This window comes from Lysinibacillus sp. OF-1 (assembly GCF_028356935.1).
GTDB classification, from domain to species: domain Bacteria; phylum Bacillota; class Bacilli; order Bacillales_A; family Planococcaceae; genus Lysinibacillus; species Lysinibacillus fusiformis_D.
The window spans coordinates 922,675-945,217 of record NZ_CP102798.1 but is presented as its reverse complement, the minus strand read 5'-3'; the positions used below and the strand labels follow the sequence as shown (position 1 = coordinate 945,217).

At 38.4% G+C, this 22,543-nt stretch carries 23 protein-coding genes; 6 read left to right on the top strand and 17 right to left on the bottom strand.

Features of this window, described 5'->3' with window-relative positions:
- Positions 1–112 precede the first annotated feature (112 nt).
- Genes pyc through NV349_RS04360 form a run of 3 tightly spaced genes read right to left on the bottom strand, consistent with a single transcriptional unit; the run spans position 113 to position 5,083 of the window.
- Complete coding sequence (gene pyc / locus NV349_RS04370) at positions 113–3,547, bottom strand: pyruvate carboxylase (protein ID WP_058843454.1); 3,435 nt, start codon at positions 3,545–3,547, stop codon at positions 113–115.
- Between the two features lie 12 nt (positions 3,548–3,559).
- Positions 3,560–4,741, bottom strand: coding sequence for an FtsW/RodA/SpoVE family cell cycle protein (locus NV349_RS04365; RefSeq protein ID WP_058843453.1), 1,182 nt, complete (start codon positions 4,739–4,741; stop codon positions 3,560–3,562).
- A 60-nt stretch (positions 4,742–4,801) separates the two neighbouring features.
- Positions 4,802–5,083 (bottom strand): Fpa/YlaN family protein, encoded by a 282-nt coding sequence (locus NV349_RS04360; protein ID WP_036125355.1) that lies wholly within the window; start codon positions 5,081–5,083, stop codon positions 4,802–4,804.
- Positions 5,084–5,265: 182 nt separating this feature from the next.
- On the opposite strand from NV349_RS04360, the gene NV349_RS04355 reads away from it, so the two are divergent.
- Both NV349_RS04355 and NV349_RS04350 read left to right on the top strand, forming a co-directional pair.
- Positions 5,266–5,766, top strand: a complete 501-nt coding sequence (locus NV349_RS04355) for a molybdopterin-binding protein (RefSeq protein ID WP_036125357.1) — start codon at positions 5,266–5,268, stop codon at positions 5,764–5,766.
- Positions 5,767–5,777: 11 nt separating this feature from the next.
- On the top strand, positions 5,778–5,981 hold the full coding sequence (locus NV349_RS04350) for a YlaI family protein (protein WP_036125360.1): 204 nt from the start codon (positions 5,778–5,780) through the stop codon (positions 5,979–5,981).
- Between the two features lie 757 nt (positions 5,982–6,738).
- Here the strand turns inward: NV349_RS04350 and NV349_RS04340 are convergent.
- The 5 genes from NV349_RS04340 to typA all read right to left on the bottom strand — a co-directional run bounded on the left by NV349_RS04340 (position 6,739) and on the right by typA (position 11,799).
- A complete protein-coding gene (locus NV349_RS04340) occupies positions 6,739–7,533 on the bottom strand; it encodes an ABC transporter permease (protein ID WP_036125362.1) in 795 nt (264 codons plus the stop codon).
- The gene (locus NV349_RS04335; protein ID WP_036125365.1) at positions 7,526–8,293 is read right to left on the bottom strand and encodes an ABC transporter ATP-binding protein; all 768 of its coding nucleotides are present in this window, start codon (positions 8,291–8,293) and stop codon (positions 7,526–7,528) included. Before NV349_RS04335 ends, NV349_RS04340 begins: the two co-directional genes overlap by 8 nt.
- Before the next feature lies 1 nt (position 8,294).
- Positions 8,295–9,287, bottom strand: coding sequence for an ABC transporter substrate-binding protein (locus NV349_RS04330; RefSeq protein WP_058843452.1), 993 nt, complete (start codon positions 9,285–9,287; stop codon positions 8,295–8,297).
- Positions 9,288–9,525: 238 nt separating this feature from the next.
- Entirely contained in the window at positions 9,526–9,924 is a 399-nt protein-coding gene (locus tag NV349_RS04325) for a YlaH-like family protein (RefSeq protein WP_036125369.1), read from the bottom strand.
- A gap of 30 nt (positions 9,925–9,954) precedes the next feature.
- Entirely contained in the window at positions 9,955–11,799 is a 1,845-nt protein-coding gene (typA, locus tag NV349_RS04320; RefSeq protein WP_036125372.1) for a translational GTPase TypA, read from the bottom strand.
- Between the two features lie 138 nt (positions 11,800–11,937).
- Here typA and NV349_RS04315 point away from each other — a divergent pair, with 138 nt between their 5' ends.
- Positions 11,938–12,123: a DUF5325 family protein gene (locus NV349_RS04315; protein WP_036125374.1), complete on the top strand. Its 186-nt coding sequence runs from the start codon at positions 11,938–11,940 to the stop codon at positions 12,121–12,123.
- A gap of 107 nt (positions 12,124–12,230) precedes the next feature.
- On the opposite strand, the gene NV349_RS04310 is transcribed toward NV349_RS04315, so the two are convergent.
- Positions 12,231–13,025 carry an inositol monophosphatase family protein gene (locus NV349_RS04310; protein WP_036125376.1) on the bottom strand — a complete coding sequence of 265 codons (795 nt, stop codon included), beginning with the start codon at positions 13,023–13,025 and terminating at the stop codon, positions 12,231–12,233.
- Positions 13,026–13,234: 209 nt separating this feature from the next.
- Positions 13,235–13,432 (bottom strand): hypothetical protein, encoded by a 198-nt coding sequence (locus NV349_RS04305; RefSeq protein ID WP_036125378.1) that lies wholly within the window; start codon positions 13,430–13,432, stop codon positions 13,235–13,237.
- 126 nt (positions 13,433–13,558) lie between these two features.
- Between NV349_RS04305 and NV349_RS04300 the strand changes: the two genes are divergently transcribed.
- Positions 13,559–14,185, top strand: a complete 627-nt coding sequence (locus NV349_RS04300; RefSeq protein ID WP_036125380.1) for a YktB family protein — start codon at positions 13,559–13,561, stop codon at positions 14,183–14,185.
- Between the two features lie 111 nt (positions 14,186–14,296).
- Here NV349_RS04300 and NV349_RS04295 read toward each other — a convergent pair whose 3' ends face one another.
- Together NV349_RS04295 and NV349_RS04290 are read right to left on the bottom strand one after the other, a co-directional pair.
- Positions 14,297–14,584: a UPF0223 family protein gene (locus NV349_RS04295; RefSeq protein WP_036125382.1), complete on the bottom strand. Its 288-nt coding sequence runs from the start codon at positions 14,582–14,584 to the stop codon at positions 14,297–14,299.
- A gap of 20 nt (positions 14,585–14,604) precedes the next feature.
- Positions 14,605–15,564 carry an NAD(P)H-dependent flavin oxidoreductase gene (locus tag NV349_RS04290; protein ID WP_058843450.1) on the bottom strand — a complete coding sequence of 320 codons (960 nt, stop codon included), beginning with the start codon at positions 15,562–15,564 and terminating at the stop codon, positions 14,605–14,607.
- 143 nt (positions 15,565–15,707) lie between these two features.
- Here NV349_RS04290 and NV349_RS04285 point away from each other — a divergent pair, with 143 nt between their 5' ends.
- On the top strand, positions 15,708–17,177 hold the full coding sequence (locus tag NV349_RS04285; protein ID WP_058843449.1) for an aminotransferase class I/II-fold pyridoxal phosphate-dependent enzyme: 1,470 nt from the start codon (positions 15,708–15,710) through the stop codon (positions 17,175–17,177).
- Between the two features lie 263 nt (positions 17,178–17,440).
- On the top strand, positions 17,441–18,037 hold the full coding sequence (locus NV349_RS04280; RefSeq protein ID WP_058843448.1) for a class I SAM-dependent methyltransferase: 597 nt from the start codon (positions 17,441–17,443) through the stop codon (positions 18,035–18,037).
- Between the two features lie 59 nt (positions 18,038–18,096).
- Here NV349_RS04280 and NV349_RS04275 read toward each other — a convergent pair whose 3' ends face one another.
- The 5 genes from NV349_RS04275 to NV349_RS04255 form a co-directional block, all read right to left on the bottom strand.
- On the bottom strand, positions 18,097–18,774 hold the full coding sequence (locus NV349_RS04275) for an LrgB family protein (protein ID WP_058843447.1): 678 nt from the start codon (positions 18,772–18,774) through the stop codon (positions 18,097–18,099).
- Positions 18,767–19,213 (bottom strand): CidA/LrgA family protein, encoded by a 447-nt coding sequence (locus NV349_RS04270; protein WP_058843446.1) that lies wholly within the window; start codon positions 19,211–19,213, stop codon positions 18,767–18,769. Before NV349_RS04270 ends, NV349_RS04275 begins: the two co-directional genes overlap by 8 nt.
- 194 nt (positions 19,214–19,407) lie before the next feature.
- Positions 19,408–20,190 carry an SDR family NAD(P)-dependent oxidoreductase gene (locus tag NV349_RS04265; RefSeq protein WP_058843445.1) on the bottom strand — a complete coding sequence of 261 codons (783 nt, stop codon included), beginning with the start codon at positions 20,188–20,190 and terminating at the stop codon, positions 19,408–19,410.
- 535 nt (positions 20,191–20,725) lie between these two features.
- Positions 20,726–21,538: an ABC transporter ATP-binding protein gene (locus tag NV349_RS04260; RefSeq protein ID WP_058843444.1), complete on the bottom strand. Its 813-nt coding sequence runs from the start codon at positions 21,536–21,538 to the stop codon at positions 20,726–20,728.
- Positions 21,535–22,536, bottom strand: a complete 1,002-nt coding sequence (locus tag NV349_RS04255; RefSeq protein WP_036125460.1) for a FecCD family ABC transporter permease — start codon at positions 22,534–22,536, stop codon at positions 21,535–21,537. The genes NV349_RS04260 and NV349_RS04255 overlap by 4 nt, the downstream gene beginning before the upstream one ends.
- Positions 22,537–22,543 lie beyond the last annotated feature (7 nt).

The following is a 22,543-nucleotide window of genomic DNA, read 5'->3' as shown; positions in this document are numbered from 1 at the left end:
TTAATTATTTTTTTGATTACTTAATCAAATTTTAAAGGATTTAATATTTAAATACAATGAAAAAGGTTATGTAGATGCTCAAATAGCATCTCATAACCTTTTTCATGATTATTTATTCAATTTCAATCAATAAATCCCCTGTTGAAATGGCATCCCCTGCACTTGCATAAACCTCTTTCACAACGCCGTCTTTCGGTGCTTGAACGGTTGTTTCCATTTTCATTGCTTCTGTGATTAATAGGTGGTCACCGCGTTTAACTGGACTACCTTTGGAAACAACGACTTTTAACACAGTACCTGGCATTGTAGCACCAATTTGATTTGGATTGCTTGGATCTGCTTTTAAAGCTAGATTACCATCTACCTCTACGGTCATATCTTGAATAACCAATTCACGAGATTGTCCGTTTAACTCGAAGTACAGAACACGCGTCCCATTGTGCTGAGGTTCACCAATGGAAACAAGTTTAATAATTAACGTTTTTCCTTTTTCGATTTCGACTTCAATAATTTCCCCTAGCTTTAAGCCATATAGGAATGTAGGTGTGTCTAGAACCGAAATATTGCCAAAGGATTCTTCCGTTTTCGCATACTCTTCAAAGACTTTTGGATAGAGTGCATAGGCTAATACATCCTTTTTCGTAACAGGACGATTTAACTTATCCTCCAGTACAGTCTCTAATTGTTCAAACTGAATAGGCTCTAATAACTCTCCTGGACGAACTGTAATTGCTTGGCGGTCTTTGAGCACAACCTGCTGTAGTGCCTCTGGGAATCCGCCATGTGGCTGTCCAAGATAGCCTTGGAAGAATTCAATAACAGAATCTGGGAAATCAATCGTTTGCCCTCGAGTTAGCACTGTGTTTTCATCTAAATCATTTTGCACCATGAAAAGTGCCATGTCGCCTACCACTTTGGAAGATGGTGTTACTTTAACAATATCACCAAATAGTAGATTTACACGGGAATACATATGTTTTACTTCTTCCCAACGATCGCCAAGACCCACTGCTTTTGCTTGCTGCTGTAAGTTACTATATTGTCCACCAGGCATCTCATGCACATAAATTTCAGAATGTGGGCTGATCATACCACTTTCAAAATCTTTATAGTATTTACGTACATCTTCCCAGTAGTACGATAATTTCTCTAAAGCATCTATATCCGCACGTACCTCGCGTTTACCGCCCTTCATCGCATAGTACAAAGAGTTTGCACTTGGCTGAGATGTTAAGCCAGCCATAGAGCCAAGAGCTGTATCAATGATATCTACTCCTGCTTCAATGGCTTTCGCATATAAATAAATCCCGTTACCACTTGTGTCATGTGTATGCAAGTGGATTGGCAGACTTGTCGTCTCTTTTAACTCGGAAATTAAACGATAAGCTGCTTCTGGCTTCAATAAACCAGCCATATCTTTAATCGCTAAAATATGGGCACCTGCTGCTTCAAGCTCTTTCGCCATATCTTTATAATATTGCACCGAATATTTGGCACGACTGTCGTCCAGAATATCTCCTGTGTAGCAAACCGCCGCTTCCGCAATTTTTCCAGATTGACGCGCTGCATCAATAGCTACTTCCATGCCTTTAATCCAGTTCAAGCTATCAAAAATGCGGAAGACATCAATGCCTGATGCTGCCGATTCGGCGATAAATTCACGGATTAAATTGTCAGGATAGTTCGTATAACCAACAGCATTGGCTCCACGCAATAACATTTGGAATAACACATTTGGCACTTGCTCACGTAGTTTGGCTAAACGCTCCCACGGGTCTTCTTTCAAGAAACGATAGGCTACATCAAATGTTGCCCCACCCCACATTTCCAGCGAGAATAGTTGATGCATCATACGAGCTGTTGCATCAGCAATTTGATACATATCCTGTGATCGAACACGTGTAGCGAGCAGGGATTGATGAGCATCACGGAATGTTGTATCTGTTAGCAGTACATCATCCTGTGCTAAAATCCATTGTACTAAGCCATCTGCCCCTTGTGTGTCTAAAATTTGCTTTGTACCTGCTGGTGGCACAATAAGTGGATCGATTTTAGGTATGTTCGGTCGCACAAAAATGGGCTTAGATTTTTTCTCTACTCCAGGGAAGCCGTTTAATGTAACATTCCCAATATAGCTTAGCAGCTTAGTTCCTCGGTCCTTTCGAACAGGGAATTCAAATAACTCTGGTGTTGTATCAATAAAGCTTGTATCAAAAGCACCTGATAAAAATTTTTCATGTGTGACGACATTATTTAAAAACGGGATATTCGTTTTAACACCACGAATACGGAATTCTTTTAAATTACGATCCATTTTCGCAGCAGCTTCTTTAAAGTTCATGCCTGATGTTGAGATTTTCACTAGTAAAGAATCATAGTATGGTGTAACGACAGCACCTTGGAATCCATTCCCTGCATCTAAACGCACACCGAAACCGCCACTTGAACGGTAAACCATTAATTTTCCTGTATCCGGCATAAAGTCATTAGCAGGGTCTTCCGTTGTCACACGAGCCTGAATAGCATAGCCAATCATTGGCATATCCTCTTGCTTCGGCATATGAATTTCTTCACTGTGTAGACCATAGCCTGCTGCCACCTTAATTTGGGCATGGACAATATCGACACCTGTAATCATTTCTGTAATCGTATGTTCTACTTGAATGCGAGGGTTCACCTCGATGAAATAAAAATCTTCTCCTGCAACTAAAAATTCCACTGTCCCTGCATTTATGTACGAGACATTCTTCATTAATTTCACCGCAGCATCACAAATACGATTTCTTAACTCTTGTGAAATCGAATGGGATGGCGCAATCTCAACCACTTTTTGATGACGACGTTGAATCGAGCAATCACGTTCATATAAATGCACAATATTGCCCTGCTGATCGCCAATAATTTGTACTTCAATATGTTTTGGTTTGATGATGGCCTTTTCAACATACACCTCATCAGATCCAAAAGCAGCCTTTGCCTCTGATTTTGCCCTTTCATAAGAAGAAGCAAGCTCCGCTGGTGTATGCACAAGACGCATCCCACGCCCACCACCGCCAAGTGCCGCTTTAATCATAACTGGAAAGCCATAATCGTTAGCAAATGCCTCTACCTCTGCTAGATCGGCTACAGGACCATCTGTACCAGGAATAACAGGAATCTCAGCCGCAATAGCTTGCGAACGTGCTTTGACCTTATCCCCAAACATATCTAAATGCTGAGAAGTTGGTCCAATAAAGACAATCCCCTCTTCTTCACAGCGACGTGCAAATTCCACGTTTTCTGATAAAAAACCATACCCTGGATGAATCGCATCAACATCTGCATCTTTTGCGATGGCAATAATACCCTCAATATCTAAATAGGCATCAATTGGTTTCTTGCCAGCTCCCACTAAATAAGCTTCATCTGCTTTAAAGCGATGAAAGGCACCACTATCTTCCCTTGAATAGATGGCAACGGTTTGGATATTCAGCTCCGTACAGGCACGGAAAATACGAATTGCAATTTCTCCTCGATTGGCTACGAGAATTTTGTTGATTGATTCCATAGATATCCCCCTTTATGATTGTGTTTTTTTCCTCTCTACCTTTTCAAACATAGAAACATTGATTAATATTCCCATCGCTAAAGATAGAATGATTATAGATGTACCGCCATAGCTTATAAAAGGTAACGTTACACCGGTTAACGGGATTAACCCGGTTATCCCCCCAAGATTAATAAACGATTGCCAGCCTATCCAACTCGCAATACCAGCTGCAATCATGCGTGCCAACGGATCTTTTGTTCGTAATGCAATGGAAAAACCTTTATATACAATAAATCCTAAACCACCTAAGACAATTAAAACTCCCCATATTCCCAATTCCTCCATTATAATCGCCATTATAAAATCTGTTTGTGGTTCAGGTAAGTACCCTAATTTTTGAATCGATTGACCAAGACCACGTCCTTCTAAGCCACCTCCGCCAATGGCATAATAACTATTCACCACTTGGTGACCACTACCACTCTCATATTCAAACGGATTTAAATAAGATAGAATCCGTCCTTTACGGTTATCAGTTAGTAGTTCCCCCTTGAATAGCAAAAGGATACCAAGGATTGCTGCACCGAAGGCTACTAATACACCAAAGAACTTCCAAAATGTTTTAAAGGGAATGCCACTTGAAGCTACTACAGATACAGCTATTCCACACAGAATAATAACTGCTCCTAAGTCTGTTTCGAAAGCTACCCCAGCAACCACTAAAATCCATAGGAAAATGGGATAAAAAATTTCAGTTGGTTGTAGCTTTTCAAACGTATGTTTTTGCGCTTTTCTATAAAAAGCAGCTGCAAAATATAAAATAATAAATAGTTTCGCATATTCCGAAGGTTGAAAATTCCCTAATCCTGGAATAGCAATCCAACTCTGAGAGCCTACTTGATCTGCCCCGTGACCAAACAATTTTAACCATGTGAATAACACCGCTAGTACGATCGTTAGTAATAACATAATGTTCTTATTCGCATAATGCTTGTAGGGGAAAAAGGCTGCCACTATAAAACCAATAAATGCCACCAATAAATTGGTAACTTGTTTTTGATAAAAAAAATCAGGTGCTTGCTCTTTTTGCGCAATCGCTACCATCATACTTGAACTGTAAATCATTATTAACCCAAATAAACTTAATAATAGGACCGTAAAAAATAAGGGGTAATCAAAATTTTGTGCATATCTTTTTAAGTATTGTCTCATTAGAAAACCTCGTTCTAGTAAAAAAACTCAAAGCGCAAAGAAGCGTTTGAGTTTTTCTTTTTATTTGTCTGTATACGCGTCGTGCAACACAGACAGTTCCTTCTCGAGTGAATCGAGAATTTCTTTGCCTTTATCACGTTCAATCAGTCCAAGCTTCACAGCAAAATCGATTTCACGTGATAGGCCGAACATTTGTGTATCTAATACTTCCTCATATAAAGGGCATTGTGGCATTGTTAAATGATCCATTTGTACTCGAATAAGGCGAGCAATCTTGTCTGCATCAGCAACTAATAGCTCCAAAGCCTTCTCTTGAAAAGAAGTTTGTGATTTCGTATCCATGAGGACGCCCCCATTATCTGATATTTCTTCGATTCTATCTTAATAAAGTTTATCTTCTAGTCGTTAAAAATGCAAGTGTCTTCATTGGAAAATAGAGAATTCGGTTTATATTTCTTTATTATCTCTAGGCATTAGCGTTATACTATGTCATGGATATACAAGATTTAAGGAGGATTTCTATTATGGAAACAATAATTCCTATTACAGGTGCCGTCTCATACCAACTAACATTAGATCCCACTGTATGGATATTCGACGATCGTAAATTAGATTTAAACACTTACTTTACGACACAAAACATTGAGGAAGATTCTGACATCAAATATATGCGTGAGGTTGGTGCTCACTGGTCTCGTGAAATTATGGAGGGGGCCACATTCCCACCTACATTAAAATCAGAGCGTAAATTTGACCGTAAAGGAATGGAAACAGGTACTTTTGGTATCCAATTAAGTCATTTCTTGAAGAATGCTGAAATTAAACCTGAAGCGACAAAAATCGTTTTAGAATGCAAAGATGGACAAGAATTCCCATTCACAATTGAAGAAGCTTCAACACTAATATTAAAATATAGCCAAGACGGCAAGCCTCTTTTAGAAGATGGCCCAATCCATGTATTATTAAAAGATGGTTCAAATATTGACAATCCTATTAAAAACATATCAGCCATTCGCGCTGAATAGGAGGGAATGCAATGCGCGTAAAATGCGTTATTTGCGATACGATTGATAATTTAGATGATAATCTGCCTTTAGCAAAGAAGTTACGTAATCGTCCAATTCATACGTATATGTGTACAATTTGTCATGATCGTATTAAAGAAAATACGTTTGCACGAATAGAAACGGGCAATTTCCGTTTTTATCGTACTTCACCTCAAATGGATAAAGAATTTTAACTAAATGACAGATTAAAAAGAAGTGCCTCAACTATAAAGACACCTCTCAGACTGAAGACAAACTCAAAAAAATCGAGAGTTTGCCTTCAGTCTTTTTTCTTTTACTTTCCACTACAGGCGGACGCTTTTCGTGGGCGGAGTCACTGCCATTCGTTCCAATCAACTTTTACATAAAGTACTCCATCTACATGTATTGATGAAAAGTAAACCTTTGTGGTGATAATCCATGAAACAAACCAATAAACGTGAACAATTAGCGATTGATCCATTAATACCCAAAGTTTACTTAGTATGAATACTAGAGGCTGCTATCGATTGTCGTTTAACTTAGTAGAAAAACTCCCTTCAGCTTATGGACGTCCAAGTATGTTTTCTTACATTTATTCTATTTATCTTTTGCATTGGCTCCATGCCCAAACTATGAAAGAAACCACATTCAATGTGGAATATTACCCAAATAAACCAAATCCTTTGATTTGTATTAAGTGCCCTCGCCTAAGCCTTATTACAATGAACAAAAAGTAATAATCATCAGAAACTCATTCAACGTCCTATCGGGGAATCGTGGTAGCGGAAGTTGAATATTTACAACATCCTTATAATATTAAACAAATCTATGCAAAGCGCAGAGGAACCTTGAAGCATGTCTTTGCGAATGGAAAAAAAGGTATCAAAAATGACAAAAGGAATCGAGAAGTTCACACTCGATTCCTTTTGTCAACAGTCTGAGAAGTACCTCAACTATAGAGAACCTCTTTTATCCGTTATTTTTAATAATTATTTTTTCAACCAATTCAACTACTTGATACATAATGGTCGCAAAAAACGCAATGATCAGAAGCGACATGAGCACAAGGTTAAAATTAAATACTTGGAAGCCATAAATAATTAAATAACCAAGCCCTTTTGAAGCTACTAAAAATTCACCTACAATCACCCCTACCCATGATAATCCAACATTAACTTTCAAAGTTGAAATAATCGTAGGAAATGAAGCTGGCAAAATTACTTCACGAAAGATTTGCCATCTAGTTGCCCCAAATGTTTGTAAGACCTTACTATAATTTGGATCGACACCTTTGAAGGCTGTATACACAACAATGGTTGTAATAATGATGGAAATCAATGCACCCATGGCGATAATGGAAAAATAGCCTGGTCCGAGCGCAACGATCAAAATAGGGCCGAGCGCAACTTTTGGCATCGCATTTAAAATTACTAAATAAGGGTCGAGAACCTTTGATAGTAGCGGAGACCACCACAATACTATAGCGATTAATGTTCCAAGTAAAGTACCAGCAATAAAACCAATCACCGTCTCCATTAATGTCACACCAACATGTAATGTTAATGTACCATCACTTACTTTTTCAATAAATGTATGCCAAACATGTGTCGGTGAGCTAAATATTAAACGATCAATCCACTCTAGTCTTGAAAGAAGCTCCCACCCACCAAAGAATAGCAGTAGAATGATAAGCTGATATAACCGTACAAAGCGTTTTTCTTTTTTTAGTAATTGCTGATATTGTTTAAATAATGTGTTATCCAAGACTCTCCAGCTCCTTCCAAATGGTTTGGAAAACATCTGTATAGGCTGGATGCTGTCTTACATCAAAGGGTGACAGCTCACGAAGAGCATCAGGTATTTCAAACACTCTGTGCAATGCCCCTGGATTGGCTGAAAATAGAAAGACACGCTCACTCATCGCGATAGCCTCGCCAATATCATGTGTTACAAGAATAGCCGTCTTTTTATACGTTTTTAAGGTCTCCACAACTAAATCCTCAAGCTTTAATTTCGACTGATAATCCAAAGCGGAGAATGGTTCATCTAATAATAATATTTTTGGGTTTACGGCTAATGTGCGAGCAAGAGCCACACGCTGTCGCATACCTCCTGATAATTCTCGTGGATAATTATTCCCGACATGTGGTAAGCCAATTTCCTGCAACAGTGCATTGGCTGTCACTTTATGTGTTTTATTGCTTCGTTCCATAATTTTCAAACCGATTGTTACATTTTCCTCAATGGTCTTCCACGGAAATAAATAATCTTGCTGAAGCATATAGCCAATACTAGATTGATTATGTGCTGATAGCTCTTCACCATCTATATAGACCTTGCCTTCAGTTGCAGGAAATAATCCTGCAATAATTGATAATAATGTTGTTTTCCCACAGCCACTCGGTCCAATAAAGGATACAAATTCTCCTTCACGAATCGCTAGACTAATATCACGTAATACTTCCTTTGCCTGTGTGTTTGAAAAATAACTATGGTGAATGTTCTCCAGCTGTAAAAATTCCATATTACTCAGCAGCCTTTTTGGCAAAGGTTGTATTCACAAGTTTGTCATATTCCACTCGTTGAGGAAGTTCACCTGCTTCCTCCATAATTGTTTGCAAGTTATCCCACTCTCCTTCATCGAGAACTGGGTCAGTAGCATAAGAGCCCTGCGCTTTGTAACGCTCAATCACGGTTTCAATGATCGCTATATCGACATTTTCAAAATATGGCTGAATCATTTTTGCTACTTCTGCTGAACTCTCATTTTGTACAAAATCCTGTGCTCGTTGCAATGCATTTGTAAAAGCCTGAACCGTTTTCGCTTCATCCTTTAAATAACTACTTTTTGCCATAAAAGACGTGTAAGGAAGATTGCCAGACTCCGTTCCAAACGAAGCTACGATATAGCCTTTCCCCTCTTTCTCAAAGACGCTCGCAGTTGGTTCAAATAATTGTACATAGTCACCAGTACCTGAGGCAAAAGCAGTAGCAATATTGGCAAAATCAATATTTTGAATAAGTGTTAAATCATCTACAGGGTCAATGCCATGTTTTTTCAACACAAATTCTCCTGCCATTTGAGGCATACCGCCTTTACGTTGCCCCAAAAATGTTGAGCCCTTTAATTGATCCCACGAAAAATTATTCATTTTATCTCTTGCTACTAAAAAAGTACCGTCAGTTTGTGTTAACTGTGCAAAATTTTGAATGGGATCATTAGCACCTTGTAAAGTGACATAAATAGATGTCTCTGATCCAACTAAAGCAATATCAATCCCGTCTGACAGTAACGCCGTCATAGTTTTATCGCCACCTGCAATCGTTTGTAGCTCAACAGAAAGACCCTCCTCCTCGAAGAATCCTTTCTCAAGTGCTACATATTGTGGCGCATAGAAAATTGAACGAGTTACTTCTCCTACTTTGACTTTTTCTAGCTCTGCTTTATTACATGCTGTCAAAGAAAGGAGTAACAAAGCAATGACACCTAATAGCAAACCTTTTGTAAGCCCACGCATTCCCTTTCCTCCTTGATGTGATGAAAATAAGCCTATCGACATTAACTTATTCACATTAGAAGATTTCGGTGCCTACCAATTTATTTTGATTTAGCAATTATTTAGCGTCAGGTACATCAAATAATATTTTTGAGAAGGCACTTTTCGAGCAAGCTCGAGAATTGATACAAAAGAAAACAGCCTTAGCGTAATAATCGCTAAGACTGTATAAAAATTCTTATTATAAAATACATACTTGTTACTGATTGGTAGCTTGTTGCTCTTCTCTTTTTTCACGCCATAATCTTGTTTTATATACGATTAAAATTAAGGCTGCTACAATCAGACCCTCAATCATTGGCAAGAATAGGGCAAAAAACGTTAGCATGATACAACCTAAAAATAGGAACGCATAAATAATAATGTTTTGAGATAGTTTTAATTTCTTGGCAAAGCCTAACTTATAGACAATGGCAGAAAGTGCAAATACAAGAAGAAATACAACATAGCCTGCAATTTCATAGCTTGGTAAATTTTCGTATAAAAATCTAGTTATACCCGCCATTCTTCCATAAACTCTTGTTGTTTCATCGGAACTTGTCTGTGCAGCAACTTGAATAACATTTAGTTCACCCAATAAAGCGGACTTAATATCCAAGACTCCTCTTCCTTTCATGTCAGCGGAAAATTATTGTTCTGCGTTACGTAATTTTTTCGCTGCTTTCTCACGTTCATTTTTATCAAGAATTTTTTTACGCAGACGAATAGATTCTGGTGTGATTTCTAAGTACTCGTCATCACCTAGGTATTCAAGCGCTTCTTCTAAAGATAAAATACGTGGTTTTTTAATAACATTCGTTTGGTCTTTATTTGCTGAACGGATGTTTGTTTTTTGTTTCATTTTTGTGATGTTTACAGTGATATCAGCGTCACGAGTATTTTCTCCAACGATCATACCTTCGTAAATATCTGTACCTGGCTCCAAGAACAGTGTACCACGGTCTTCAATTTGCATCATCCCATAAGTTGTTGATTTACCAGTTTCCATTGAAACTAGTACACCTTGGTGACGTCCACCAATTTTACCTGGTAGTAATGGTTGGTAGCAATCAAACGTATGGTTGATGATACCGAAACCTTTTGTCATCGACATGAATTCAGTAGTATAACCAATTAAACCACGAGCTGGTACTAAGAACGTTAAACGAACTTGACCACTGCCGTTGTTCACCATATCAAGCATTTCACCTTTACGTGCACCAATTGATTCAATAATTGAACCAACATTTTCTTCTGGTACATCGATTTGAACACGTTCGAATGGCTCACATTTTACGCCGTCGATTTCACGCACGATTACTTGCGGTTTAGATACTTGTAATTCGAAACCTTCACGACGCATATTTTCAATAAGAATTGATAGATGAAGCTCACCACGACCTGAAACTGTCCAAGCATCTGGAGAATCAGTATCTTCAACACGTAAAGATACGTCCGTTTGTAATTGAGCACGTAAACGCTCTTCTACTTTACGAGAAGTAACCCATTTCCCTTCACGACCTGCGAATGGCGAATTGTTTACTAAAAATGTCATTTGTAAAGTCGGCTCATCAATACGTAATGGTGTAAGCGCTTCTTGGTGTTCAACAGGACAAACTGTTTCACCAACGTTGATGTCTTCCATACCTGAAACGGCGATTAAATCACCAGCTTTTGCTGTCTCTACTTCTTCACGTTTTAAACCGAAGAAACCAAAGATTTTCGTTACACGGAAGTTTTTCACTGTGCCGTCTAATTTCATCAGTGCAACTTGTTGACCTACAGAAATTGTTCCACGGAATACACGACCAATTCCGATACGTCCAACGAAGTCATTATAGTCAAGTAGAGCTACTTGGAATTGTAATGGATCTTCTGAGTTATCTACTGGTGCTGGAATAGCCTCGATCACTTTTTCGAATAGACATTTCATATTTTCTTCTTGTTTAGATGGATCAGCGTCCAAAGAAGCTGTACCATTTACACCTGAAGCATAGACAACAGGGAAATCTAATTGATCGTCATCTGCACCTAACTCGATAAATAATTCAAGCACTTCATCCACTACTTCTAGTGGACGAGCTGAATCTTTGTCTACTTTATTAACAACAACGATTGGTGTTAAGCGTTGTTCTAATGCTTTTTTCAGTACGAAACGTGTTTGAGGCATACAACCTTCATACGCATCGACAACTAGTAAAACGCCGTCTACCATTTTTAAAATACGTTCTACCTCACCACCGAAGTCAGCGTGTCCAGGCGTATCAAGGATGTTGATACGAGTTCCTTCATAGTTTACTGCTGTATTTTTAGCTAAAATCGTAATACCACGTTCGCGTTCAATATCATTAGAGTCCATTGCACGTTCTTCAACACGTTCGTTTGAACGGAATGTACCTGATTGTTTTAGTAATTGGTCGACTAAGGTAGTTTTACCATGGTCAACGTGGGCGATAATTGCGATATTGCGAAGATCTTGACGTAAGTTTGTCATTATTCCACTCCATATTCTTTTTTCGAATGTTTAACTGTGATATTATAGCACAAGAAGGATAGAAATGTCCTTATTAGAATTTCCATCATTCTAAAAAATATATTTGATTTACAAATTTTTTATATAGGAGGCTAGGCTATGAATCGTGCAAAAATCGTAATGGCTATCTATGCATTAGCAGCTGTACTAGCAATGTGCTCTATCGGCTATTCTGTTGCGGCTAGTAGTGTATTTGGTGCAATAGCAGGTATTGTGGCAACTTGTGTCATTTTCATGACAGCCTTTAAAATGAAGCGTAAACTACGTACACAAGGCTTACTTTAATCAAGTATGCCTTGGCAGATGTTAATTTAGCTGGTTGAAAACCCACTGAAAAAATAAGCAATCAACATGAAAAGGAGCTGTCTAGTTACTAGACGGCTCCTTTTTATTTAATCGTACGGCACAATATATTTTTCTAATAATTCTTTATGGATGGAAGGATTGGCGATGATAAAAGTATCTTGATGGAGGAAATCAAAGCCTTCTCCATGTAAATTTGTTGCAACTGCCCCAACCTCCTGAGCAATGATGGTTCCGCCTGCAATATCCCATGGTGCTAGTCGCATGGAGACATATGCATCTAGTTTGCCACTAACAACAAATGCAATTTCCATTGCCGCTGACCCGTAGGATCGTGTACCACGCACTTTGCGAACCATTTCTATCACCTTTTCATGGTGGATATGTCGATTGGGTGCCACCCAATGTGCATTAATGCCTATGACCGACTCCTCCATTGAGACAGACTGTAGTTTACGCAATGGTGAATCATTATACCATGCCCCTTGACCTTCAATGGCATTAAATAAATCCTCTCGCATAACATCAAATATGTACCCTAACTTTCCAACACCATTTACAAAAATACCGATAGAAATCATAAAATGACGATGTTGTTTGACGAAGTTCATCGTGCCATCAATCGGATCAATAATCCAGACAACACCATCTAATGATTCGACCTTTTCGCCCATTCCTTCTTCCCCTAAAATTTTATGGGTTGGATCAAAAGCTTTAATTTGCTCGATAAAAAATAATTCGGTCTCTCGGTCAATATTGGTAACGAGATCATTTGCACCTGATTTTGTCTCAATAACTAGATTATACGAAAAAGCCTCTCGAATACGTCTTCCAGCTTCAAAAATGATACTTTTTGCAAATTCATCAATTTGTTGTAAATGCACTCAAAACCCACCCTTCGAATATAAGAAAAGGCTCTCTCGCTCTCTTTATGCTCCTCATACCTTTTCCATCACTTAACCATTTGTTTCGACTATAAAAAAACAGAGGACTGCAATTTGATATAATTTCTATTTTACCCTTTGTCACAATAAAAATCACCTGCTGTCGGAATATTCAGCAAGTGATTTTTTAAATAGGTATTAAATTTTGATTACGCATAGGCGTGCAAGCTTTCAAGTTCCATCTGTATTTCAGCCAGACGTTTTTTACTTTTTTCAATTTCAATATCATTTTTTTCATTCATCGCCTCAAAGAGTGATGCTAATTCATAATCTAATTCTAATTGTAAAATGTGTTCATATTGCTTTTCAATGTCAACTTTACGTATAATTTTTACGATAGGTTTCATAAAAAACACTTCCTTTTTTAATTTTTTTTACAAAAACTTTTTTATTTCGATAAAGTTCTTGTTATAAGATTTTTTCCCAAAATCAGCGTAAAATAAACCTTATAAAACGAAAGGAGTAAAATAAAATTGCCAAAAACAAAGTGGACAAACAAAGACTTTAATGTTTTTACAATAGACGGTTTAGAACAAAGAATGGATGCTTTAACTTCCCTTGTACGTCCAAAATTCAATCAGCTAGGAGAAGACTTTTCTGCTTATTTCTCTAGCCAACTAGGTGAAGAATTCTTCCCTCATGTTGCCAAACATGCTCGAAGAACTGTCAACCCACCAAAGGATAGTTGGGTTGCCTTCGCTCCCTATAAAAGAGGTTATAAATCATTGCCTCACTTTCAGATTGGTCTATGGCACACACATTTATTCATCGTCTTAGCTATTATTTATGAAGCACCACAAAAAAATGTTATGGCTGAGCGTTTACTTGCCCATAAATCTTTATTGGAGCAACTTCCTACTGATTTTATTGTGTCAGGTGATCATATGTCCCCTGAGGCCATTTCTCTCGAAGAGGCAAAAGAAGACAAGCTTGAAGCATTACTTATACGACTGCGAGATGTCAAAAAAGGTGAGTTCTTGGTTGGTCGTCACATTCCAAAAGAGCAAGCGACAAAGCTAACAGCTAGCGAGTTACAACAATTAACAGAGGAAACATTTAATCGCTTACTTCCTCTTTACAACGTCATTGTTGGAAAATAGTTTTACTTAGATTCATTTAATGATGATTTTTATTGATGTAGTTTATGCAAAATGTCGTTTTTTAACACAAAAAATTAAAAAATGGATGTGAGTTGTGCTCACATCCATTTTTTATCGACCGTTTTTAGGGACAATTTTTATAAGCATCCCATCTTCGGCTTCCTTGGTTTGTTTGACGACAGGATAGCTAATATAGCCACTTGCCTCTTCGAATTCTCGAAAAATTGTTTTTTCCTCTGCTTGAGATGGAACAATCTCTTTAAAGCGACGATATTTAGCCAGCATGACTTCACGCTTGATGCCCTTTTCATAAGCTTTCTCAATTCCTTCAAAGAATTGAACGACATCCACAATTTCCTCTGTGGACCAATCAGTTGAAAACGGATAAGAATATTCCATTCGACAAAACCACCTTTATGTTATTGCCCCCATTTTAACCGGATACTTTCAGCTTCTGCAACCATTCGATTAATAAGTTCCGCTACGGTTGGGATATCGTGAATCATTCCCGTCACTTGACCAGCCCAGCCAAAGCCTTCATTTTGATTGCCATCGTAAATAAAACGCTTATTGGCTGAACCACTGATATAGTCTTTTAAAGCCTCATATGTTGGTGTTTTTTCCTCAATTTCTAAAATCTTTGTCGTAAATTCATTACGTAAAGCTCGTGCTGGCGCGCCGATAGAACGCTTAATAATCGTCGTATCAGCCTCCGTACTAGCAAGCAGAGCCTCTTTATAAGCCTCTGATGCATCGACACATTCTTTTGTGGCAATAAAGCGTGTGCCCATTTCAATACCTTCAGCTCCCAATGCGTGTGCAGCTAGCCAACCACGCCCATCACCAATGCCTCCAGAAGCAATGATTGGAATTTTCACACTATCAACCACTTGAGGAACTAGCACCATTGTGCCAACGTCATCTCGCCCAAGATGACCTCCCCCCTCTTGACCAACAACCATCACAGCATCTGCTCCTAGTTGTTCAGCTTTTTGGGCTTGTCTACGAGCAGCTACAAGTACCAATTTTTTGATAGCTGTTCCTTTTAGCAACTCAAAAATAGGTGCTGGGTTTCCTCCAGTCATCGTAATAACTGGTACTTCTTCCTCAACTGCAACGCGCACCATCTCCTCAAAGCCTATACCATGCAGACCAATCGCAAAATTTACGCCAAACGGTTTATCTGTTAATGTTCGGACTTTCTGGATCTCTGCTCGTAATAAATTAGGATCTCGTAAGCTCATGGCTGTTATTTGCCCTAGACCGCCAGCATTCGATACAGCTGCCGCTAAATCAGCATATGCTAAATAGGCTAACCCTCCTTGAATAATGGGGTATTTAACCTGCAAAAGCTCCGTCACACGTGTATTCCAATTCATAGTACCTCCCCTTTCGTTCGATACTAATTTCTCTTTATCCTGAAAAAAACCTTTTATTTTTATGAAAAGTCTATTTTTTCGTGTCGTTAGGTGCTATAATTCATTTGTTTTCTTAGATATTATAAAGTGAGGTGGTACCTGCGTTGTCACAACTAGAGACTCCATTGTTCGACGTATTACTTAAACATCGGAACAGACATCCAATTCAATTCCATATTCCAGGCCATAAGAAAGGGCAAGGGATGGACCCTGCTTTCCGAGAATTCGTCGGCGACAACGTTTTATCAATTGATTTAATTAATATTGCTCCACTAGACGATTTACATTCACCAAAGGGTGCTATTAAAGAAGCACAAAGCCTTGCAGCTGAAGCCTTTGGTGCTGATCATACATTCTTTTCCGTCCAAGGTACTAGTGGCGCCATCATGACGATGATTCTGACCGTCGTCGGCCCAGGTGATAAGATTCTAGTGCCACGGAATGTTCATAAATCTATTATGTCGGCGATTGTATTCGCTGGTGCAATTCCAATTTTTATTCACCCAGAAGTCGACAGTGAATATGGAATTTCTCATGGCATATCGCCTGAAGCTGTCGAAAAAGCGTTGAATGCTTATCCAGACACAAAAGCTGTACTTGTTATTAATCCAACTTATTTTGGCTTTACAGCTGATTTAAAGCGCATTGTCGAAATCGCTCATGATCGTCAGATTCCAGTAGTCGTAGACGAAGCACATGGTGTACACATAAAATTCCATGATGACCTACCGTATTCAGCAATGGAGGCAGGTGCAGATATGGCAGCAACAAGTGTACACAAGCTCGGTGGCTCCATGACGCAAACTTCCATTTTAAATGTCCGTGAAGGTCTTGTTTCAGCGAAACGTGTACAAGCTGTCTTTTCCATGCTAACAACGACATCGACTTCATATCCATTACTCGCTTCGCTTGACACAGCTCGTCGCCAGCTAGCCATTCATGGATATGATTTAATCGACGATGCATTGCGTTTAGCAAAAGATGCGCGTAAACGCATCAATCAAATAGCGCACTTAAAGTGTGCAGGTAAGGAAAAATTACATTCATCGGCGACCTATGATATGGACCCATTAAAACTGCTTATTAGTGTAAAAGATTTAGGTATTTCTGGTCATAGAGCTGAGGAATGGTTACGATATAATGCCAATATTGAAGTGGAACTGTCTGACCTTTACAATATTTTATGTTTAGTGACATTGGGAGATACGAAAAAAGAAATTAATCTTTTAGTAAATGCACTTACTCGTATGTCAAAAGCATTCGATTCTGAAGCGGCTATCACAGAAGCTGTAGTGAATGTACCAGAAATCCCAGCTCTTGCCATGTCACCACGTGATGCCTTTTATGCCGATACAGAAGTCGTTCCTCTTGCAGAAGCGGATAACTGTATTTGTGCAGAATTTATTATGGTCTATCCTCCTGGAATTCCGATTTTTATTCCCGGGGAAATAATTACACAAGAAAATATTCATTATATTCAAATGAATATTGAAGCAGGTTTACCAGTACAAGGACCCGAGGATACAACATTGAAAACAATTCGGGTAATAAAAGAACGAAAACCTATTTTTTAAAAATTAAAAGCTAGTTCTTCATTGTGAAGAGCTAGCTTTTTCATTATCTCTAAAACACTCATGTGAGCTTTGCTATGCTTGGATATCATTGCAGCTTTAGAAATTTCTCTTTACCTGTCCCAATCATTATTAATTACATAATAAATGGTACTTGAATATTACTTAAGAATTTATGATTTGCTTTTTGAAGCTTTCAACTAATAAGCTAAAAATTAGAATAAGCAATCTATATTATTTACAATATAAAAAAGGGAGTGAACTAAATGAATACTTGGGATCAACGTTTTCAAGGAGCAGAATACGTTTATGGCGAACAACCTAATGCCTTTATTAAAGATTATGTATATTATTTGAAAGATTCCCCTAATATCGCCGCCTATGCAGAGGGTGAAGGACGTAATGCTGTTTTTTTAGCCACAGCTGGACATACGGTTACTGCCTATGATTATGCACAGAGTGGCCTTCAAAAAACTGAACAATTAGCACTGAAGCATCAAGTGACAGTTCAAACTAAGCTAGCCGATTTACTGCTGGATGAGCTTCCCGTTAATAAATATGATGCGGCCATTATGGTATTTGGACATTTTCCAGCAAAGCAACAACAAACGGTCATACAAAAGATTATCGATTCAGTCAAACCAGGAGGGCGAATTATGATGGAGTTATATTCCATTTATCAGCTCCCTTATGCTTCAGGTGGTCCACAGCAACTCGATTTTTTATATAACCCTTTAGATGTCCTTCAATGGTGTCAAGCATATAAAATTATCCACTTTTTTACAGGTGAGCAAATTCGACATGAAGGAATGCTACACACTGGGCTAGCCCATACGATTCAATTGATTATTGAAAAAAGCTAAAGAGGTTGTCTCAAATAGTTTTTGAGACAACTCTTTTTTTGCACAAAGCGACAATTGGATTATAAAAATAAATAAACAAATAAAGGACAGAAAAATGCCCCAATAACAGCGGTTAAGCCCATCGATAATGAACCAACTGATAATTCCTGTTCCCCATATTCTCTTAATTTTACAAGACCTACACCATGTGAGGCACTGCCTACAGCCACACCTCTACTAACGGCCGAGTTGATTTTGCCATATTTAATAACGAATGGTCCAATAATAGCCCCTACAAATCCTGCAATCATCACAAAAACAGCAGTTAGAGGCGGGATACCCCCTATCGTTTCGCTTACCTGCATCCCAACAGGCGTGGTTAATGATTTAGGTAAGGCCGTCAGCATCCAGCTAGACTTTACACCAATCCATTTTAGTAATACAAAAATTGTCATTAAGCCTGTAATCATACCGATGAAAAGTCCTGATAAAATAGAATACTTATATTTTAGAATAATAGCTCGTTGATTATAGAGAGGATAGGCAAGTGCGACAACTGCTGGTCCAAGCATTTTCTGAAGCCATTCTCCACCTCTCATATATGTTGCATATGGAATATCGAATATAAGTAAAATCATCACACTGACCACTGTAGTAGTGACCAAGGGGATCATGATGGGATGTGGAAATCGCTGATAAAGCTTTGTGAACAATACAAACATAATGACGGTACTTAGGACAACAATTGCTTCAATCAACCGTTAACTCTCCCTTCCCTTCATCAACAGTGGTTTCCGTACCTTCTTTTTTCGCCAATTCTTTTTTCTCAATGATTTGTGTCAGTAAACCCGTGACATAAATAGAGATTAATGTACTAGCAATAACGGCTAAAATAATCAACAGGCCAGTGACTGACATGAGTTCTGGATAATCAATAACACCTACCGTTGCTGGTATGAAAAACAATGTTAACATACCAATTAAAAAACTGGCACCGTCTTGAATATATTCCACCTTAATGATTTTAAACATGAGTGAAAGTGCTAATAATAGTAATCCAATAACACTTCCTGGAAGAGGTATGTGTAAATATGTTACTATTCCCACCCCCATGTAATAAAAAATCGTCAGTATGCCAATTTGAGCAATGATACGAATAACTCGCAACAATAGCGCAGCAAAATTTTCGTTCAACATTTCGCCACTTTTCACCCCCTATATCGTTCATTCTACATCTGCAAGAATTTTCTGTCTATTATAATTTTAGGAAAATAATATAAAAAAAGAAAGCGGATGGCTTTCTTCTTTTAATTAAGAGAAATATAGGGGTTGTCTCATCATAATTTAATGAGACATCATTAAAATTATTTTCCTAAAAAAGATTATCCTATTTATAATGCGTGACCAGAGCCACCATCAATATTCACTGAAGTCCCTGTAACATAACTTGCTGCATCAGAAACTAAAAATGTGATGACGTTAGCGGCTTCTTGCGTATCACCTACACGTCCAAGTGGAATAGTTTTCCCTACCATACGAGAATATTCTTCCCACGATAAATTAGGTTCTTCCTTTTTCCAATTCTTTTCGATCTGATCACTGCGAATAAGCCCAATACATACAGAATTTACGCGAATATTATCCTTCCCTAAATCCTTGCTCATCGCTTTTGTCAAAGCAAGTCCCGCAGCGCGGCTAACTGTAGTAGGAAGCGAGCTTGCTGGAGGTGTCTTAGCCATCACCGCTGTCACATTAACGATTGCACCTGCACCAGCCTTACGCATATATGGTGCAGCATATTTGGAGCAATGTATAGCCCCAAATACTTTTAAATCTAAATCTGCTTGCCACAGCTCACTACTCACTGACTCAAAGGGATTCGCTGAAGCCGTACCTGCATTATTAATGAGAATATCAATGCGTCCAAAATGTTCTACTGTACGCTCAATTAAATACTTACAATCCTTTTCCTTTGTAACATCAGCTGGAACAATTAAAACATCCACATCCGTTTCATTTTTAATACATCCAGCCGCCACCTGTAGCTGTTTTTCTCCACGTGCGCAAAGTACAACATGAGCCCCCTCTTTGACAAGTTGCATGGCCGTATAATAACCAATTCCTTTACTCGATCCTGTAATAATTGCTACTTTCCCAGTTAAATTAAGCTCCACTATGAAATCCTCCCTTACTTTCTACAATGCTATCATTATACCATTTATCGATTATTCAGAATAATTAAAGGAGCTTGCAAATAATAGAAATAATATTTGAAGGCAATACCACTACCTGATTATCAATGTAGCCGACTCACGCACCAAGCTAATACAGTAAAATAGCTAAAAAGCATGTAGTTGGGAAAACAACTACATGCTACATAGTGTGGAAAAACAAAACTATCCATAGAATGTTTGTGAAAGGTGAAAATGGATTTCCGGCTACTTGCTTTCCTGTGGGCTCGCCTGTCTCGCTATCCCATCGGAGTCAAGTAGCCTTCCAATCCATAAAAAGGTTATCTTTTTAGCAAAGATTTCCACTACCCATTTTATGGAGGGGTGTTGTCACTCATCACTTCTCCATCTTGAAAATAAGGGTCTATCCTCTCTCTAATAAGACAAATAAAGGGTTATTTAGTCCCCAACGGCTAGTATGAAAGAGGAAAAGACACTTTTGCAGAATGGTTGATTGGAGTCAAGCCAGCGGCACTCCTTATTTTTCTGCACCTAATGCACGTGGAACCATTGTTTCTACCACATAATTCTCTTCTTCATACAGTATTTTTTTTAGCTCGATACCAAAAAACGACTGCATTCTTTCCTCCGTCATTATTTCACGTACAGCGCCATATACAACACCCTTATCCTTTGCCGTCATCAGGACCCGATCAGCTAAATAAAAGGCATGATTAGGATAATGCGTGTTAATAATACAAGAAATGCCACGTTCTCTCGCTAATTGCTTGATTGTTTGTAAAATAGTAATTTGTTTTTGAATATCCAAATGTGACTCTGGTTCATCTAAAATAAGTATTTCTGGATCGGCAACCAGTGTGCGAGCTATTAAAGCCAGCTGTAGCTCGCCGCCACTTACCTCATTGCATGATTTTTTTGCTAAATGGACGATACCAATTATATCTAATGCCAAATGCGCCGCTTCTAAATCTTTTTTTGATGGTTGGGCCAATGTACTAATAAAAGGGGCTCTTCCCATCACAACAAGCTCTTCTATTGTAAAACCAAATACCATTTTATGAGCTTGCGGTACATAGCCAATACGTTGCCAAAGCTCCTTACGCTTGACAGTAGACAATGGCTTGTCATCTATATAGGTTTCTCCCTGCTTCCACTCTAGTAACCCTGTAATACATTTGAGCATCGTTGTCTTTCCAGCTCCATTAGGACCAAGGATGGCCATAATTTGTCCTGGTTCCAGTGTAAAATTAATATTGTTTACATAAAGATTTTGGGATTTCTTACGATGCTTTTCATAATAAAAATTGCCATTTTTCACTTCAATTATCACGCCCATCCACCTCCAGATTTACGCAGTAAATAAGCAAAGAATGGTGCACCAATAATCGCTGTTAAAATCGATAAAGGTATTTCTGTTGCTGTTATAGAACGTGCTAAATTATCAATTACTAACAAATAGACGCTTCCAATAGCAATCGACATTGGTAATACATGCTGATTATTGTTTCCAACAAGCATACGAGCAACATGTGGAATAATCAAACCCACCCAGCCAACAATTCCTGCAACCGCAACAGACACCGCAGTAATCAAAGTGGCACCAAATATAATCATCCATTTCAAAGGCACTACAGAAATTCCCATTGATTTTGCCTCATCCTCTGGGAGGGTTAAAATATTTAATCGCCATCTTAGGAAATAAAGTATTAACATACCGATAATAATCAGTGGTCCACCTATATATAAATCTTTATAAGTAACCGTTCCTAAGCTACCCATCAACCAATAGGTAATCGCAGGTAGCTTTTCCTCTGGGTCAGCTACAAATTTAGTTAACGAAATAAGCGCATTAAACAGTGCCGATGTAATAACACCTGCTAAGACAAACATAAAAATAGGAGCATTTTTGCGTGCGCCAGCAATTAAAAACGTAAAGCCGATGGCACCTAATCCAAAAAGCAATGCCATTATCTGTGTGGCAAAATTTTGCCCAAACAATAATATCCCAAGAGAAGCACCAAAGCCAGCTCCCGCCGAAACACCTAAAATATCTGGTGATACTAGCGGATTACCAAACATTCCTTGGAAGCTAGCACCTGCAATTGCTAAACCTCCACCAATTAACAATGCGAGAAGAATACGTGGCAAGCGAATATTGATAATAACCGTTTCTTCCATCTCTGTCCATGTCGGCTCTATAGGGAAAATCTGTGAAGCAAGAATCTTTAATAGCTGCTCGATACCAACCTCAAAGCGTCCTACACCAAGAGAAATAACGGCAATCACCAAGGGGAGGAGCCATAAAATAATCTTTTTCCAGTTTTGCATTTACCAA